Source organism: Candidatus Pelagibacter sp. Uisw_113 (assembly GCF_047717815.1).
Taxonomy (GTDB): domain Bacteria; phylum Pseudomonadota; class Alphaproteobacteria; order Pelagibacterales; family Pelagibacteraceae; genus Pelagibacter.
In genome coordinates this window covers 171,803-188,461 of record NZ_CP159809.1, presented here as the reverse complement: position 1 = coordinate 188,461, position 16,659 = coordinate 171,803, and the positions used below count along the sequence as shown (strand labels likewise).

At 28.7% G+C, this 16,659-nt stretch carries 22 protein-coding genes and 1 tRNA gene; 12 read left to right on the top strand and 11 right to left on the bottom strand.

The window, feature by feature from the left end:
• Window positions 1–59 precede the first annotated feature (59 nt).
• The 10 genes from tolB to ABXT39_RS00930 are packed head-to-tail and all read right to left on the bottom strand — an operon-like array spanning window position 60 to window position 6,699.
• Complete coding sequence (gene tolB / locus ABXT39_RS00975; protein WP_415295325.1) at window positions 60–1,400, bottom strand: Tol-Pal system beta propeller repeat protein TolB; 1,341 nt, start codon at window positions 1,398–1,400, stop codon at window positions 60–62.
• 2 nt (window positions 1,401–1,402) lie between these two features.
• Window positions 1,403–2,212 (bottom strand): cell envelope biogenesis protein TolA, encoded by an 810-nt coding sequence (locus ABXT39_RS00970; RefSeq protein WP_415295323.1) that lies wholly within the window; start codon window positions 2,210–2,212, stop codon window positions 1,403–1,405.
• A gap of 5 nt (window positions 2,213–2,217) precedes the next feature.
• Window positions 2,218–2,634 (bottom strand): protein TolR, encoded by a 417-nt coding sequence (gene tolR, locus ABXT39_RS00965; protein ID WP_415295322.1) that lies wholly within the window; start codon window positions 2,632–2,634, stop codon window positions 2,218–2,220.
• A gap of 1 nt (window position 2,635) precedes the next feature.
• The gene (gene tolQ / locus ABXT39_RS00960; protein ID WP_415295321.1) at window positions 2,636–3,310 is read right to left on the bottom strand and encodes a protein TolQ; all 675 of its coding nucleotides are present in this window, start codon (window positions 3,308–3,310) and stop codon (window positions 2,636–2,638) included.
• Between the two features lie 53 nt (window positions 3,311–3,363).
• On the bottom strand, window positions 3,364–3,858 hold the full coding sequence (locus ABXT39_RS00955; RefSeq protein WP_415295319.1) for a crossover junction endodeoxyribonuclease: 495 nt from the start codon (window positions 3,856–3,858) through the stop codon (window positions 3,364–3,366).
• Entirely contained in the window at window positions 3,858–4,583 is a 726-nt protein-coding gene (locus tag ABXT39_RS00950; RefSeq protein ID WP_415295318.1) for a YebC/PmpR family DNA-binding transcriptional regulator, read from the bottom strand. The genes ABXT39_RS00955 and ABXT39_RS00950 overlap by 1 nt, the downstream gene beginning before the upstream one ends.
• 5 nt (window positions 4,584–4,588) lie before the next feature.
• Complete coding sequence (locus ABXT39_RS00945) at window positions 4,589–5,395, bottom strand: TIGR00282 family metallophosphoesterase (protein WP_415295317.1); 807 nt, start codon at window positions 5,393–5,395, stop codon at window positions 4,589–4,591.
• Complete coding sequence (locus ABXT39_RS00940) at window positions 5,392–5,937, bottom strand: 5-formyltetrahydrofolate cyclo-ligase (RefSeq protein ID WP_415295316.1); 546 nt, start codon at window positions 5,935–5,937, stop codon at window positions 5,392–5,394. The genes ABXT39_RS00945 and ABXT39_RS00940 overlap by 4 nt, the downstream gene beginning before the upstream one ends.
• Window positions 5,938–5,941: 4 nt before the next feature.
• Entirely contained in the window at window positions 5,942–6,388 is a 447-nt protein-coding gene (gene zapA / locus ABXT39_RS00935; RefSeq protein WP_415295315.1) for a cell division protein ZapA, read from the bottom strand.
• Window positions 6,376–6,699 (bottom strand): 5-formyltetrahydrofolate cyclo-ligase, encoded by a 324-nt coding sequence (locus ABXT39_RS00930; protein WP_415295314.1) that lies wholly within the window; start codon window positions 6,697–6,699, stop codon window positions 6,376–6,378. Before ABXT39_RS00930 ends, zapA begins: the two co-directional genes overlap by 13 nt.
• Before the next feature lie 52 nt (window positions 6,700–6,751).
• Here ABXT39_RS00930 and tkt point away from each other — a divergent pair, with 52 nt between their 5' ends.
• The 11 genes from tkt (at window position 6,752) to ABXT39_RS00875 (ending at window position 15,009) form a co-directional block, all read left to right on the top strand.
• Window positions 6,752–8,710, top strand: a complete 1,959-nt coding sequence (gene tkt, locus ABXT39_RS00925; protein WP_415295312.1) for a transketolase — start codon at window positions 6,752–6,754, stop codon at window positions 8,708–8,710.
• Window positions 8,711–8,712: 2 nt separating this feature from the next.
• Entirely contained in the window at window positions 8,713–9,720 is a 1,008-nt protein-coding gene (gene gap / locus ABXT39_RS00920) for a type I glyceraldehyde-3-phosphate dehydrogenase (protein WP_415295310.1), read from the top strand.
• The gene (locus ABXT39_RS00915; RefSeq protein WP_415295309.1) at window positions 9,720–10,898 is read left to right on the top strand and encodes a phosphoglycerate kinase; all 1,179 of its coding nucleotides are present in this window, start codon (window positions 9,720–9,722) and stop codon (window positions 10,896–10,898) included. The genes gap and ABXT39_RS00915 overlap by 1 nt, the downstream gene beginning before the upstream one ends.
• A 1-nt stretch (window position 10,899) precedes the next feature.
• Complete coding sequence (locus tag ABXT39_RS00910) at window positions 10,900–11,910, top strand: class I fructose-bisphosphate aldolase (RefSeq protein ID WP_415295308.1); 1,011 nt, start codon at window positions 10,900–10,902, stop codon at window positions 11,908–11,910.
• Window positions 11,897–12,520, top strand: a complete 624-nt coding sequence (thiE, locus tag ABXT39_RS00905; RefSeq protein ID WP_415295307.1) for a thiamine phosphate synthase — start codon at window positions 11,897–11,899, stop codon at window positions 12,518–12,520. Before ABXT39_RS00910 ends, thiE begins: the two co-directional genes overlap by 14 nt.
• Window positions 12,517–13,077 (top strand): elongation factor P, encoded by a 561-nt coding sequence (gene efp / locus ABXT39_RS00900; RefSeq protein WP_415295306.1) that lies wholly within the window; start codon window positions 12,517–12,519, stop codon window positions 13,075–13,077. The genes thiE and efp overlap by 4 nt, the downstream gene beginning before the upstream one ends.
• Window positions 13,078–13,082: 5 nt before the next feature.
• A complete protein-coding gene (locus ABXT39_RS00895) occupies window positions 13,083–13,823 on the top strand; it encodes an inositol monophosphatase family protein (RefSeq protein ID WP_415295305.1) in 741 nt (246 codons plus the stop codon).
• 35 nt (window positions 13,824–13,858) lie between these two features.
• The gene (gene rpmE / locus ABXT39_RS00890) at window positions 13,859–14,089 is read left to right on the top strand and encodes a 50S ribosomal protein L31 (RefSeq protein WP_271512504.1); all 231 of its coding nucleotides are present in this window, start codon (window positions 13,859–13,861) and stop codon (window positions 14,087–14,089) included.
• Entirely contained in the window at window positions 14,090–14,677 is a 588-nt protein-coding gene (locus ABXT39_RS00885) for a cell cycle transcriptional regulator TrcR (RefSeq protein ID WP_415295304.1), read from the top strand.
• Between the two features lie 54 nt (window positions 14,678–14,731).
• Window positions 14,732–14,926, top strand: a complete 195-nt coding sequence (gene rpsU, locus ABXT39_RS00880; protein WP_415295303.1) for a 30S ribosomal protein S21 — start codon at window positions 14,732–14,734, stop codon at window positions 14,924–14,926.
• Between the two features lie 6 nt (window positions 14,927–14,932).
• A tRNA-Met gene (locus ABXT39_RS00875) sits at window positions 14,933–15,009 on the top strand.
• Window positions 15,010–15,317: 308 nt separating this feature from the next.
• Here the strand turns inward: ABXT39_RS00875 and ABXT39_RS00870 are convergent.
• Window positions 15,318–15,521, bottom strand: a complete 204-nt coding sequence (locus ABXT39_RS00870) for a hypothetical protein (protein WP_415295301.1) — start codon at window positions 15,519–15,521, stop codon at window positions 15,318–15,320.
• A 441-nt stretch (window positions 15,522–15,962) separates the two neighbouring features.
• On the opposite strand from ABXT39_RS00870, the gene ABXT39_RS00865 reads away from it, so the two are divergent.
• The gene (locus ABXT39_RS00865; protein ID WP_415295912.1) at window positions 15,963–16,649 is read left to right on the top strand and encodes an O-antigen ligase family protein; all 687 of its coding nucleotides are present in this window, start codon (window positions 15,963–15,965) and stop codon (window positions 16,647–16,649) included.
• The last annotated feature ends 10 nt before the right edge of the window (window positions 16,650–16,659 follow it).

Here is a 16,659-nt window from a genome sequence, read left to right as displayed (position 1 = left end):
AACTTACTTTTTCACAACTAATTAGATGTTTCAAGTTAAAAAATCAAGTGATTTAACTATTAATTGCTTAATAAAGACGACCAAGATGGGTCGGATGCGTCTGTTTCAGTTTCAACCATCTTTTCATTATATCCTGTTAAATCGATAGACCACAATTTTGCTGAAAACCCCTCTCCTTTTGAGTTAGTTTTAGTCTCTCTATAAAAAATTAACACTCTTCCATTCGGAGACCAGGATGGTGCTTCTTGGTAAAAATTTTCTGTTAACAGTCTTTCGCCCGTTCCATCAGTTCTCATAACTCCAATATAAAATTTTCCTTTATGAAGCTTTGTGAATGCAATTAAATCACTTCTTGGAGACCACACGGGGGTTCCATACAAACCATTTCCAAATGAAATTCTCTTAACATTTTTCCCATTACTATCCATTACATAAATTTGTTGGTAACCGCTTCTATCTGAATTAAAGGTAATTTTTTTTCCATCCGGTGAATAAGAAGGTGAGGTATCAATTGATGGATGATTGGTAATTCTTTCAACAATTCTGTTTTCAAGATCCATTGTATAAATATCAGAATTGCCATCTTTAGCAAAACTCATTATAATTTTTTTTCCATCAGGTGAAAACCTTGGAGCAAATGTCATACCAGGGAAGTCTCCTACCACTTCTTGCATTCCAGTTTCTATATCTAATAAATACACTCTAGGTAAATTTCTAAAATAAGAAAGATATGTAACCATCTGGTTTGTTGGGCTAAATCTTGGTGTTAAAACCAATTCATTTCCAAGTGTTAAATATTTATTATTAAAACCATCTTGATCCATTATTGCTAATTTTTTTATTCTTTTAGTTTTTGGACCATCTTCAGAAACATATATTATTCTAGTATCAAAATAACCTTTTTCTCCAGTTAGACGTTCATAAACTTTATCTGTGATGATGTGACCTACTCTTCTCCAGTTACTAGGTACGGTAGTAAATGCTAAAGCCATCATTTCTTTTCCAGCAAGAATATCCCATAGTCTAAATTCGACTCTTAGCTTTTCATCTACAAACGTAACCTTTCCTGTTATTAAAGCTTGAGCTTTTATTAAATTCCAATCTTCAAACCTTGGTTTTAAATTAGCCACATCTGGCTCTTGAAGAAATGCATTTTTGTTTAGCGGATTAAATAGACCAGATTGTCTTAAATTATTTTCAACAATTATTGAAATTTCTGATCCAAGATCTTTTTTTTTTAAAATTTTTTTAAGTTTTTCTTTTGATTTGTTATCAATTGACAGGGGAGATACAGCAACAGGTAGTGGGTTTAAATTTCCTCTAGTAATATCAACTTCTATTAAAGCAAAAGCTTTAACGGGAATAATAATAAGCAATATAAATAAATATCTTAATAACATTTTTATCCTTCTAACATTTCTCTAGCATCAAAGTTTAGCTGCATATCTTTCCATCTTTCATAGCCTGCACTAGGCACTCTAAGAGGTTGGCAAAGCTTTATAGCTCTTAATGCGCTTTCAGCTAATACTTTATAAAATCCCTGTCCAGGCCTATTCATTCTAGCATGATCAAGAATTTCAGTTTTTATAATAGAACCATCTGGCTTTAATTGTAACTTAATTCTAACTAATAAATCTTCGTTAAACGGTAACCCTAGAGGAATACTCCAACAACCAAAAATTTGAGCTTTTAGAGCATCTTCTTCACTTAAAGTTAATCCACTAAAATCCATTTCTTTATTTTGATCTTGAGTAACCTTATCTAGTTTCTTTTTTGTTTCTGCACTCTCAGTTTTAGATTTATCAATTAATGCCGCAATACTATTGGTATCGAATAGTTCTTTTTTTTCAAATTCTGAAATTTGTTTAATTTCCGTCTCTACTTTATCAGGATTTTGTTTTTTATCTTTAATTTTTTTTATTTTTTCTATTTTTTCATCAGGTAATGGAACGGCGTCTGGTTTTTTTTGTTTTATTTTTTTTGGTGGTGCCTGTTCAGAAACTAGTTTTTTTTCTTTTTCTTTAACCTTCTGTATTATTTTTTTTGCCTTAGGTGCAAAGGGAATGTTAGTTTTATCTGTGATTTGAATTAGCTCAACTGATATAATTGGGGGAAGATCAATCGGTTTTTTAGCAAGGAATGGTAAACTCATAGCTGTAATTATCACAAGAAATATATGAAGACCAAAAGAAATAACAATATTTCTATTCACTTTAACTACCTCACTTTATATGGTTCAGAAATTAATGCTACTTTTGTAAAGCCAGAACCAGATAACATCCCCATTATTTCTAAAACTCTACCATAATTTATAGACTTGTCTCCTCGGACATAAATTCTAGTATCTGTTCTATTTTTAGATACAGCTAAAATTTTTGCTATTATTTTATTATATTCAACTTTAGATTCTTGAATAAATATTTCACCTTTGGAATTTATAGACAATGTTAATGGTTCTAATTCTTCAGGCAATGAGTCTGCTGAGCTTTCAGGTAAATCGACTTGTATTCCAACTGTTAATAATGGCGCTGTTACCATAAATATAATTAATAATACCAACATTACATCTACAAAAGGAGTAACATTTATTTCACTCATGGGCTCTTTGGATGAACGATTAATTTTAAAAGCCATTTTATATTATTGATAAAAATCTTTTAGAAAAATTTTCTAATCTTTGTGAATATTTTTTTGAGTCGTTATTAAATTTATTGTAAGCAACAACTGCAGGTATTGCAGCCAACAATCCAAGAGCAGTTGCAAATAATGCTTCTGCTATTCCTGGCGCCACAATTGCCAAACTTGTATTTCTTGAGATTGCTATAGATTGAAATGAGTTCATTATTCCCCATACAGTTCCAAACAAACCTATAAAGGGCGCTGTTGAACCAACTGTTGCTAAAAATGTAAAACCACTGTCTATTTTTGAAATTTGTTTTTCAATATTAACCTCAAGTATACTTGCCATTCTTTCATTTAGATTAGTTTTATTTTTAGCTTTTAATAAACTTTGCATGGTATCCTTAAACAATAAAGCTGTTGGGTTTTCTACATCAGCTGGCAAACTGTTGTAAAAAGTTTCTGCCGATTTTGATTTCCAAAATTTTTCTTCGAATTCTTCAGATTCTGTATTGATTTTTTTAAATAGTCTAAATTTTTCAATGATAACAGCCCATGAGTATACAGAACAACCAATCAGCATAAGTATTACTGATTTTACAATAAAATCTGCTCTTAAAAACAAACTCCACAATGAAAAATCTGTATTTGAGGCAAGGCCTACTACTTGAGATGTGATATCTGCTTCCATATTTAAGGTTTCACACTAAAATGTGTCATGAATTTGACTTTTAAAGTCTTAATTTATTCTTCTAGTTTGTAGGTTTCGTAATAAAAGCTAGCAATTAATATTGCATCAGCTTTATTTGAGTCTTTTTTTCTTGATAACTCTGATGAAAAGTAAGGAAATACTTCTATTGCTTTTGTTCTACTGGCATCTTTTTCAGAATTAATAAGATTAAAATATTTTTTCCATTTTGTCGGTCTTACAAAATACATTGGTAATTGCATTGCAGAACAGATTCCTTTTAAAATACCAAATGATTGTCCAAAATTAAACATACTAGTAACACCTTGACCAGGCATAGCTGATACCTGTTCAATTATAACTTTAATATCCTCTTTTTTTATATCTTTGATCCTTGAACAAATTTCATAATAAATTTGAGCGCCATTAACTTGTTTTTTATTTTTTTTCCCTTCTGGCATATTTGGCATTTCAATAACATCAACTATTTTACCATCTTGAAAAAAACAAATAGAACCTGTTATTCCTGGATCTATCCCAATAATAATCATTAACTATTCTTAAAGTTTATATTTGAATAAACACTTTGAACATCATCATCATCTTCTAATGTTTCTAAAAACTCTATTGCAGCTTCCACTTTATCCTTTTCAACATCCACATTATTTAAGGGAACCCATTCAATCTCTGTTGAAATAAAATTTGCAATTGTTTTTTCTAAGTTTTTTTTTACATTGTAAATTTCGCTCATAGGACATTGTATTTCATGAAATTCATCATTCGAAATACACTCATCAGCACCAGATTCGATTGCTAGTTCAAAAATTTGCTCATCTGATATTTCTTTTTTATCAATTTTAATAATTCCTAACTGATTAAAGTTATGTGACGCAGAACCCTGAGTCCCTAAATTTCCACCACTTTTTACAAATATAGATCTAACATTAGAAGCTGTTCTGTTTTTATTATCCGTTAATGCTTCGACAATGACTGCTATCTTATCTGGACCAAATCCTTCATATCTCAAATTCTCATAATTAGTTTCAGAATTAATAGATGATTTTGCAATAGCTCTTTCAATATTATCTTTTGGCATGTTAGCTGACTTTGCAGCTTGAATTGCAGATCTAAGTCTTGGATTCATATCAGGATCTTTGTCACCTAATTTTGCTGCTACACTAATTTCTTTTGATAATTTAGAAAATACTTTGGATCTTTGCTTGTCAGCCTTTCCTTTTGAATGCTTTATACTTGCCCACTTTGAGTGACCTGACATAATAATTAGTGAGAATTTTTTAATTCTCCTCCATAAATAAATTTTTCTATCTTTTTTGCTAATCCTGTTTCTATATCACAATCAACAATCACACCACATAAAGTAGCATCACCAATCGCTGGAAAATGTTTAATAGATTTTTTTTTTAAAAATCTATTAATTGAATTCTCTTTATTCATTCCAATTACTGAGTCATAATCTCCACACATTCCAGCATCAGTTTGGTAGGCAGTACCATTTTTTAATACCCTTTCATCATTAGTTGGAATATGTGTGTGAGTTCCAACTACTAATGTGGCCTTGCCATCAAAAAAATGTCCTATAGCCATTTTTTCACTTGTAACTTCGGCATGAAAGTCAACTATCAGAAAATCATAATGCTCTTTTAGTTTGTATTTTTGAAGAAATTTATCAGCTGATTCAAATACATCTTCACATTTTTTCATAAAAACATTTCCCATTAAATTAAGAACTCCTACTTTCATTTCATTTTTAGCAGTAAATATTCCAAATCCCTTTCCTGGAGAGGCTGCAAATAAATTTCTAGGTCTGAGAAGTCTGTTTTCTTTTTCTATATGAGAAACTGTTTCTTTTTGAGCCCAAACATGGTTTCCAGTTGTAATCACATCAACACCACAATTAAAAAAATCTTTACATATACTCTCTGTAAGTCCCATTCCAGTGTCTGCTGCATTTTCTCCATTAACAACAACAAAATCAATTTTTTTGTCTTTTATTTTTGAAAGTAAATTATTTAAAATCATTGAACGACCTGAAATACCAACTACATCACCTAAAAAAAGTATTTTCATTTTATAATATATTTATTTGTTACAATATAATCTAATTTTTGATCATATACACCAATTGGAACTTTATCTATTTTTTGAATCGAAAGTGCTAAGCCTATTTTTATAATTTTTTTTTTTTTTGATAATTTTTCAATTAGCCTATCGTAATATCCACCACCATATCCAAGTCTGTTTAAATTTTTATCAAATGCTAGTAAAGGAATTAATAAAACATCAGGGTAAACTATATTTTTGGTTTCTGGTTCAGGTATCCCATATCTATTTATTTTTAATGGCTCAGAGAATGACCATGGATAAAAATCCATTTGAAAATTTTTCTTAATTGCAGGCAATGAAATGTTAAATTTATTCTTTTTAAATTTTCTTAACAGTGCCAAGTCGTCTATCTCAAAGTTTACAGGATAATATCCACCTATGATTTTATTGCTTATCTTTTCTTTTTTAAGAATTTTTATGATTTGGTTAAAATCAATCTGAATATTTTTTGTATTAAATTTTTGTCTAACTTTAAGAATTTTTTTTCTTAATTTAGACTTTAACACAAATCTATTGAATTGGATTTTCTAAATTTGCTTTTTCAACAAAATTTTCAATTTCATTTGCAGCTGCTTCGATTATTTTTTCATAATCTTCCTTATTTTTTTCTATTTCTTTTTTAAAATTCCCATGATCTTGTTGTAATTCTTTCATCTCTTCTTCTTTTTTATCCCTATAATCATAGACTAAAGATTTCAATTCCCTAAATTTATTTGATAAATTTTGTAACTCAGTTTTTTTTTGTTCTACTTTTTTTTTAGTTTCAAAGTACTCATCCATTATTTGTACTGAAGTAATTAACAATAGTTTATTTTCCCCAATATTTCCTAAGTCATTTTTTAAATTGGTAAATTTTTCATTAATATGAGTTAACAATTCCTCTAAATGCTCTTCTTGTCCATCATCACAGGATAGGAGAAAATCTTTACCATTAAATTTAATATTTACATTTGCCATTTGTCAATTTCTTCTAATAAAGTATCTGTTTCTTGATTTAATTCATCTATTTTTTCTGAAAATTCTGTCTCTTTTTTTTGCTCATCTATTTTTTTTTGATTAATATCCTCTAATTTTTGATTAAGCACTTTATATTCGCTTTCTAAATTTTGATACTTTTCTTCTATTTGTTTTTTTTCAATTTCTAATTGATTTTTTTGAGCACTTAAATTTTCTAAATTTGTCTTTAATGTTGGGTTTTGTAAATCTAAACTCTTTAATTTATTAAGGGCAAAACTTAGTTTTTTTTCTTTTTCACTGTCTGTTTTCATATATATATATTTATATTATTAAATTGAGTCTTCTAAGTCTAGATAGGATATTTTGAACAAACTACATAAAGATTTATCAAACGCAATAAGGTTTTTATCAATTGATGCTGTTCAAAAGGCAAATTCAGGACATCCAGGAATGCCTATGGGAATGGCAGATGTAGCAACAGTTTTGTTTAAAAATTTTCTTAAATTTAACCCAAGAAATCCTAATTGGTTAAATAGAGATAGGTTTGTCTTATCCGCAGGTCATGGATCTATGCTTCTTTACTCTTTGTTGTATTTAACTGGTTACAAAAGTATTTCTTTAAATAATATTAAAAATTTTAGACAATTAAAATCTATTTGTGCAGGCCACCCCGAGTACCACCCTGGTACTGGAATTGAAACTACCACAGGTCCTCTTGGGCAAGGAATTGCTAATTCAGTTGGATTTGCTATTGCAGAAGAAATTTTAAAGAAAAAATTAGGTAAAGAAATAATAAACCATAAAACTTATGTTTTAGCTGGAGACGGATGTCTAATGGAGGGTATTAGTCATGAAGCAATGAGTTTGGCTGGACATTTAAAATTAAAAAACCTAGTCATGCTATTTGATAATAACTCAATTTCGATAGATGGACCAACTAGTTTGGCAGTTTCAGATAATTTCAAAAAGCGTTTTGAAAGCTACGGATGGGATTATATTCTAATTAACGGTCACAATGAAAAAGAAATTTTTTCAGCATTAAAAAAAGTTCAAAATGCAAAAAGACCAACTGTTATTTCATGTAAAACAAAAATTGGTTATGGCTCACCCAATAAGTCTGGTAGAGCCTCTTCACACGGAAGCCCTATCGGTGATGACGAGATCAAATTGGTTCGAAAGGTTCTTGATTGGAAACATAAACCTTTTGAAATTCCTAAAAATATTTTAAATGAATGGAAAAAAATTGGAAACAGAGGTTCAAGACTTGAGTTTACATGGAACAAAATTTATAAAAGAAAAAAGCAATTAGTAGATAAAGTTTTTAAAAATAATTTCTCTAAGGCTTTAAGATCTGAAAAAAAAGATTCTGTTAAAGACAAAAAAAGTCTTGCATCACGTAAAGCTTCTGAACAAACTCTTAATGCACTTACTAAAGAAAATAATACATTAATTGGTGGATCGGCTGACTTAGCGGGATCTAATAACACCAAAACAAAACACCATAATGCTATTAATTCTGGCAATTTTAATGGTGATTATATTCACTATGGGGTTAGAGAACATGCAATGTCTGGAATAATGAATGGACTAGCACTTCATAGTAAATTTATTCCATATGGGGGAACTTTTTTAATATTTTCTGATTACTGTAAACCTTCCATCCGTTTATCTGCTTTGATGCAACAGCGAGTTATTTACGTAATGACCCATGACTCAATCGGCTTAGGTGAGGATGGACCAACACACCAACCTATAGAACAACTTTCTGGATTAAGGTCTATTCCTAATTTAAATGTTTTTAGACCAGCAGACAGAATGGAAACTATCGAGTGTTGGGAGTTAGCATTAAAAAACTCGAAGACGCCAAGTGTGTTATCTTTAACTAGGCAAAATCTTGAACCTATTAGAAAAAAATATTCATATATAAATAAATGTTCTTTGGGTGCTTACGAGGTATTAAGAACTAATAAAAAAATTAATTTAACGATATTTGCTAGTGGTTCTGAGGTAAATTTAGCAATTGAGACTAGCCATAAATTAGCCAAAGATAAGATATATTCTAAAGTTGTGTCAGTACCATGCCAAGATATTTTTGATTTGCAGTCAAAATCATATAAGAAAAAAATTCTTGATGAGGCCAAATTTAAAATATCTATTGAAGCTGCTTCAACAGATTGTTGGAAAAAATATATTGGAACTGAGGGTTTAGCTTTTGGAATAGATACATTTGGTAAAAGTGCACCATACAAAGAAATTTACAAATATTTTGGATTAACAGTTCAAAATATTTCACAAAAAACTAAGAAACTAATAAAGAGTTAAATATGACAATAAAAGTTGGTATCAATGGAATGGGAAGAATTGGTAGAATGGTAATTAGAGCTATCATTGAAAGTCAAAACAAAAACATAGAAATCAAACACATCAATAACCGATCAAATTCTGAAGCCAGTTGTTCTCTAATTAAATACGACTCTATTCATGGCAAATTTAATGCAGATTTAGATTATGATGAAAAACATTTAATTATTAATAATAATAAAATAACATTTTCACAAGAATCTAATATTGAAGATATCAATTGGAAAAAATTCGATGTTGATTATGTTTTTGAATGTACTGGAAAATTCAACTCAAAAGAAAAATTATTAGCTCATATAAAAAATGGAGCTAAAAAAGTTATAGTTTCTGCTCCATGCAAAAATGCAGATAAGACAATTGTCTATGGAGTAAATGAAAATATTTTGACAAAAGATGATCAAATTATTTCTGCAGCTTCTTGTACAACTAACTGCCTTGCACCTGTTGCTAATATTTTAAATGAAAATTTTGAAATTGAAAAAGGGTTTATGACAACTATTCATGCTTTCACTAGTGATCAAAGAATTCTAGATAATTCCCATAAAGATCCTAGAAGAGCAAGATCTGCCAGTCAATCTATTGTGCCAACTTCTACAGGTGCCTCAAAAGCAATTGGTGAAATTATACCTTCATTAAAAGGAAAACTTGAAGGCATTGCAATGAGAGTACCAACTCCTAATGTTTCACTTGTAGAGCTGGTTTTTTGTACGAAAAAAGAGGTGAGCAAAGAGACAATTAATGAGGTGTTTACTATCGCCTCTAAAGAACAATCAAAAAAAGTTTTAGAGGTTACGCTAGAAAAATTAGTTTCAATTGATTTCAATCACAACTCAGCCTCAGCAATTGTTGATTTATCTTTAACTAATGTAGTTGGTAAAAATATGGGAAAAATTTCAGCGTGGTATGATAATGAATGGGGTTTTTCAAATAGGATGTGTGACATAGCAGAATACATTCATCAAATCTCTTAATGAGAAGTATTAAAAATGAGACTAATCTTAATCAAAAAAAGGTATTACTTAGATTGGATTTAAATGTTCCATTAGATAATGGAAAAATTGCTGACGCTACTCGAATAGATAAAATTTTACCTACCATTAAATTTTTATTAAAACGTGAAGCAAAAATTATAATATTATCTCATGTGGGCAGACCCAAAGGCAAAGTTGTGAATGAACTCTCTCTTAAACCAATATGTGAAGATCTAAAAAATAAAATCAATGAAAATATAAGACTAGTTTCAAGAAATATAAAAGAACTTAAATCTACTGATTTATTTAATGAGCAGGATGAAAAAATTGTAATACTTGAAAATATTAGATTTTATGAAGAAGAAGAAAAAAATGACAATGGTTTTGCAAAACATTTAGCAAGTCTAGCTGATATTTATGTTAATGATGCTTTCTCATGTTCACATAGGGCCCATGCTTCAATTTTTGAAATCACTAAATTTATTCCTTCGTATGCTGGCCTACAATTAAATCTGGAAATTGATGCTCTCACTAAAATTACATCTGAAATTAAAAGACCGATAACGTGCATCATAGGAGGGTCTAAAATATCATCTAAGATTAATATCATTAAGAATTTAATCACTAAATTTAATAATATTATAATAGTTGGCGGGATGGCTAATAATATACTCAAATATAAAAAGCATGAAATTGGAAAATCTATTCAAGAGAGTAATTGTAACCAAATTATTGAAGAAATATTTTCTTTATCAAAAAAAGAAAACTGTAAGATAATTTACCCTGAAGACGTTACAGTAGGAAAAAGCTTAGATGGACCAGCTGAAATAAAAGAACTAAATAATATTTCTAAAGATGAATTAATTTTAGATATTGGCCCTAAAACAATTAAGGCTATTAATTTATTGATTGAAGAAAGTAGTACTATCTTATGGAATGGGCCTGCGGGTTATTTTGAAAATCCAAATTTTGCCAAAGGAAGTATTGAGATAACAAAAAAAATTATTGAAAAAAATAAGAATAATACAATTTATTCAGTTGCTGGTGGTGGTGATACAGTTTCTCTATTGAATAATATTGGAGCAACTAAAAATTTTAATTTTGTTTCAACTGCGGGTGGTGCTTTTTTAGAATTCCTTGAAGGAAAAGAACTTCCTGGTATAAAGGCTCTTAATTAACATGTCAGAACTTAACAAAATTGCATTAAAAATACTATCTAATAGTAAAGGAATCCTTGCTGCTGACGAAAGCAATGGAACTATGACCAAAAGATTAGAATCAGTTAATGTGCTATCAAACCCAGAAAATAGACTTCTATTTAGAGAAACACTTTTTTCTGCAACTGGGATGAAAGATTTTATTGGTGGTGTTATTTTATATGATGAAACCATTAACCAAATATCTAACTCAAAACACACTATTCCAGAATTAATTTCTAAGTCTGGAGCAGTTCCAGGAATTAAAGTTGATACAGGTGCAAAAATTCTAGCAGGATCTCATGAAGAAAAAATTACAGAAGGTCTAGATGGCTTAAGAGAAAGGCTAAAAGACTATTATAAACTTGGAGCAAGATTTACAAAATGGAGAGGCGTTTTTAACATTTCAGATAAATATCCAAGCAAACTATCAATTCGCTCTAATACGCATGCACTAGCAAGGTATTCTACTTTAGTGCAAGAATGTGGAATGGTTCCAATTGTAGAGCCTGAAGTTTTAATGGATGGAGATCATTCTGCTGAAACTTGTTTTAACAAAACCTCTGAAGTTATTAAAAAATGCTTTGAAGAATTGATGATTCACAAAGTTGATTTAAGTGGAATAATTTTAAAACCTAATATGATTTTAGAAGGGGCCACTTCTACCAAAAAGATATCCAGTGAAGAAGTCGCAAAGCTTACTTTAAAATGTCTAAAAGAAAATGTACCAACTGAAGTACCTGGAATTGCTTTTTTATCTGGTGGGCAAACAGAAGTGGAAGCAACCGAAAATTTAAACCTAATTAATAAGTATAATGACACAAATTTTATTATGACTTATTCATATGGTAGAGCCTTACAACAAAGTGCGCTTAAATTTTGGTCAATGGATATTAATAATACTAGTGGCACTCAAGAAGTCTTTAACCACAGAGCAAAAATGTGCACACTTGCTGCTCAAGGCAAATGGTCAAAAGAACTTGAAGCAAAATAAAATAAATAAGAAATTTGTTTATCTAATTTCTCCAAATAAAATACTTGATATAAATTTTTACAATGATTTAGCTCTTGTATTAAGTTCAAAAAAAATAAGTTTTTTTCAACTAAGGCTTAAAAAAGAAACAAATTCAAATAAATTAATTATTGGAAAAAAAATTAAGAAAATTTGTAATAAATATAAAGTTAAATTTTTAATCAACGACGACCCCCTGCTTGCTAAAAAACTGAATGCAGACGGTTGTCATCTAGGTCAAAAAGATATGGACTTGATAAAAGCTAGAAAAATATTGAAGAACAAAATTATTGGTGTCACCTGTCATAATTCTATAAATCTAGCTAAGAGGGCTATTAAGGCTGGTGCTGATTATTTAGCTTTTGGTGCATTTTATGCAACTAAAACTAAGATAGTTAAATATAGAGCTACTTTAACTGTATTAAAATCTATGAAAAAAATAACGTCCGTACCAATTGTAGCTATTGGCGGTATAAAACATAGTAATTATAAAAAACTTTTATTGAATAAAGCTAACTTTTTAGCTATTTCAAGCTACATTTGGAATAATAAAAGATACAAACCATTAGAAGCTATTAGAAAATTAAAATGAAATTATACGCAAGCGAAATTAGAGTTGGGATGTTAATTGAATATAAAAATGATCTTTGGCAAGTCTTAAAAACACAACATGTGAAACCTGGCAAAGGTGGTGCTTTTGCTCAAGTTGAGATGAAAAGTGTGAATAAAAATACAAAATTAAATGAAAGATTTAGATCAAGTGAGTCTGTTGAAAAAGCTTCATTAGATGAAACAAAGTTTAATTATCTTTATGGTGATGAAACTGATTATTATTTTATGGACCCAAAATCTTACGAACAAATTAATATTAAAAAAGAAACAATTGGAGAAAAAGGTAAAATGTTAACGGAAAACTTAGAAGTCAGTATAAGTTTTTATAATGAACAACCTTTAACAGTTGAGCTGCCCAATCAAGTAACATGCACAATTGATACAACTGATGTTGCTTTAAAAGGACAAACAGTTTCCTCTTCTTATAAACCTGCAACATTAGATAATGGAATAAATATTCAAGTACCTCCTTTTATTGAAAGTGGAGATAAGATCATAGTTGATACCAGAACTATAGAATATATTAAAAAAATATAAATCCTATGCAATCCATATCAGCTAATCTAAATGTAATGATAAAGGCTGCAGAAAAAGCATCTAGAGCTTTAATTAGAGATTTTGGAGAAATAGAAAAGCTACAAGTTTCAATCAAAGGACCTAATGACTTTGTATCAAATGCAGATTTAAAAGCTGAGAAAATAATTATAGAAGAATTAAAAAAAGCAAGACCTTACTATTCTATTATCAGTGAAGAAGAAGGTTCAGAAATAAATAAAGATAAGAATAATACCTGGATCATAGACCCTATAGATGGTACTACAAATTTTTTACATGGTGTTCCTCACTTTGCAATATCAATTGCTTTAAAATCTGGTGATGAAATAGTATCAGGGTTAATTTATGATCCAATAAAAGATGAAATGTTTTATGCTGAAAAAGAAAATGGTGCTTTTTTTAACAATCAAAGAATAAGAGTATCAAAAAAAAGAGAGCTTAATAGCTGCTTGTTCGCTACTGGCGGTGTAACTAAAAATGAAGTTAATTTACCTTTAAGAAAATCTGGAAGTGCGGCACTTGATATTGCCTACGTTGCAGCTGGCAGATATGATGGTTATTTTCAAAATAATTTAAATTTATGGGATATAGCTGCTGGCATAATATTAGTAAAAGAAGCAGGCGGCTTAATTAATGAAATTGACCTCTTGCAAAATAAAAACATCAAAATAAGAGCTTCTAGCATGGCAATTAATGATAAAATGCTTGAAAAATTAAAGAACTTTTAATTGTTTTATAAAATTCTTTTGCTATAAGTCTCGATATGAAAAAAGACATACACCCAAACTACCATACAATTAAGGTAGAAATGACTGATGGAACTCAATTTGAAACAAGATCAACTTGGGGAAAAGAAGGAGAAGTTTTAAAATTAGAAATTGATCCAAAATCTCATGCTGCTTGGACAGGTGGAAAGCAAAAATTAATGGATAAGGGTCGTGTAAGCAAATTCAATAAAAAATTCCAAAACTTCAGATCAGAAAAAAAGGATTAAATGTCAAACGTACCATTGATGCCAATGGCAACTGCTGTTTGGTTAGTAGAAAATACAACACTTACATTCAAACAAATTTCAAAGTTCTGTAATTTGCATGAGGTTGAAGTGCAAGGTATTGCAGATGGTGAAGTTGCAAAAGGAATAATGGCTTATAATCCAATTATTTCTGGTCAACTTACTAGAGAAGAGATTGAGCTAGCTTCAAAAGATGAAAACAAAGAACTAAAAATTAAAAATACTGATATTGAAATATCATCAAAAGATAAGAAAATTAAGAAATATATTCCTTTATCTAAAAGACAAGATAAGCCAGACTCGGCTCTATGGTTGATCAAGCATCATTCAATATTAAAAGACTCACAAACAGCAAAATTAGTTGGAATAACTAAAGCCTCTGTAACTGCAATTAAAAATAAAAGCTATTGGAATTATAACAACTTAAATCCTAAAGACCCTGTTGCATTAGGTCTTTTTTCTCAAAAAGATTTAATTGGAGCTATTGAAAAAGCTGAAAGAAGAATAAAAAGAGAAAAAAAAGAAAAAGAGAAAGCAAAATCAACAAGAGAAGTTTCGAACATTGAATAATTTTAATAGACACCAAAATTATATAATGGTAATTAACATTCTTAAAAAAAATTTATGAAAATAGAAGTCAAAGATAATAATATTGAACAAGCATTAAGAGTTCTTAAAAGAAAACTACAAAGAGATGGTTTTTTTAAAGTTGTAAAACAAAAAAGTGTTTATGAAAAACCGTCTGAAAAAAAGAAAAGAATTCTACAAGAAAATATTAAAAGAGTTAAAAAGCTTAATAAGCTTAAAAATAGAATTTAGATATACCGCGGGGTGGAGCAGTCTGGTAGCTCGTCAGGCTCATAACCTGAAGGTCGGCGGTTCAAATCCGTCCCCCGCAACCAATTTCAATAATAATTTGTAAAACTAAACATCAATTAAAAATAACCTCATATTCAGTTAAATATTATTTTTTCTAATACTAGTGATTCAAAAAAATTAATTATTTTTAATTTTATATATAGAGTTTCTTTAAATTTAGTTAAAATTGAAATGATAAAAAAATTAGTATAAATTTTAACAGTATGAATTGTTTTATAAACTTTTAAAATACAAGGGTCTAACAAATTTCCACTTGGTGAATATTTAAATTTAACTTGCTTATTTAAGCCTATGGACTAATTTTGAAAAGAAAAATGCAAGTATGCCAAGCTTATAAAGCATGAATTAAGAACTCAACACAAGCTAAATAAACATTAACTTTGTATAATTTTAGAATGATAAAAATAGAAGCAACAAAGAAAATAATAAATAAGAATAATTTTTTATTATTTTTATTTTCACTTTTTCCCATATCAATTTTATTAGGTAATTTTGCTATCAATGTTTCAATATTATTAATTTCAACAATTTTCATTGCCATATTAATTAATAAAACAGATCATATTCACACTGATAAAAAAACATTTCTATTGTTATTTTTTTTTTTCTCCTCATTAGTTGTAAATTTAATATTTTCAAATGATATTTATCTTTCTTATCCTAGGGTTCTTAAATTTTTTTTATTAATATATTTTATAACATCATTTAGGTATCTTGTTTTAAATTTTGACAACAATCAAATAACAAAAATATATAAGATTTGGTCAATTATTTTATTAATTGTAATAATAGACTTGATCTTTGAATTTTTTGTTGGAAAAAATATAATTGGACTAAATTCAATTATGCCAGGTGCAAGATTGGCAAGTTTTACCGGTGTGGAAAGCGTTATTGGGAATTTTTTTTCTGGTTTTATATTGATATTTTTAAGTTATTTTAATTATAGATATCCTAATAATAGATTCTTTAATTTTTTATTAGCAATTTTTGTAATAGGCATTTCATTGATAATTGGGGAACGGGCAAATTTCATAAAAACATTTGTTATTATTTTTTTTTTATTATTATTGTTTATAAAATAAAGCTCAAAATAAAAATATTTTTTATATCTATATTGTTATTGTTTTCTATTTTTTTTATAAATTTAAACGGTGATTATAAAACTAGATATTTTTGGCAATTAACAAAATTATTTCAAAAAAATGGTATTAATTCTTATCTAGAAAATTCACAATATGGGGCACATTACAATGTTGCTTATGAAATTTTTAAAGATAACCCAATTTTTGGTGTAGGTATTAAAAATTTTAGAGTTGAAAGTGCTAATAAAAAATATGACAATCTAAAACATCCTTTTAATAATCTACGTTCAGCCACTCATCCACATCAATTACATTACGAATTCTTGGCGGAGACTGGAATTTTTGGATATCTATGTTTTTTGATATTTATTTCTGTTTCTTTATACTTGTCTATCAAATCTTATTTACATAATAAAAATAATTTTCAATTATCAAGTATACTTTTTATTTTAATATCGATTCTACCATTGATACCTTCTGGAAGTTTTCTTTCAACATATACCTCATCTATTTTTTGGATAAATTATGCTATAATGATGGGGTATATAAATAATAAAAACAGGTTACTTAATTTCTCATAATTTTGTCTAG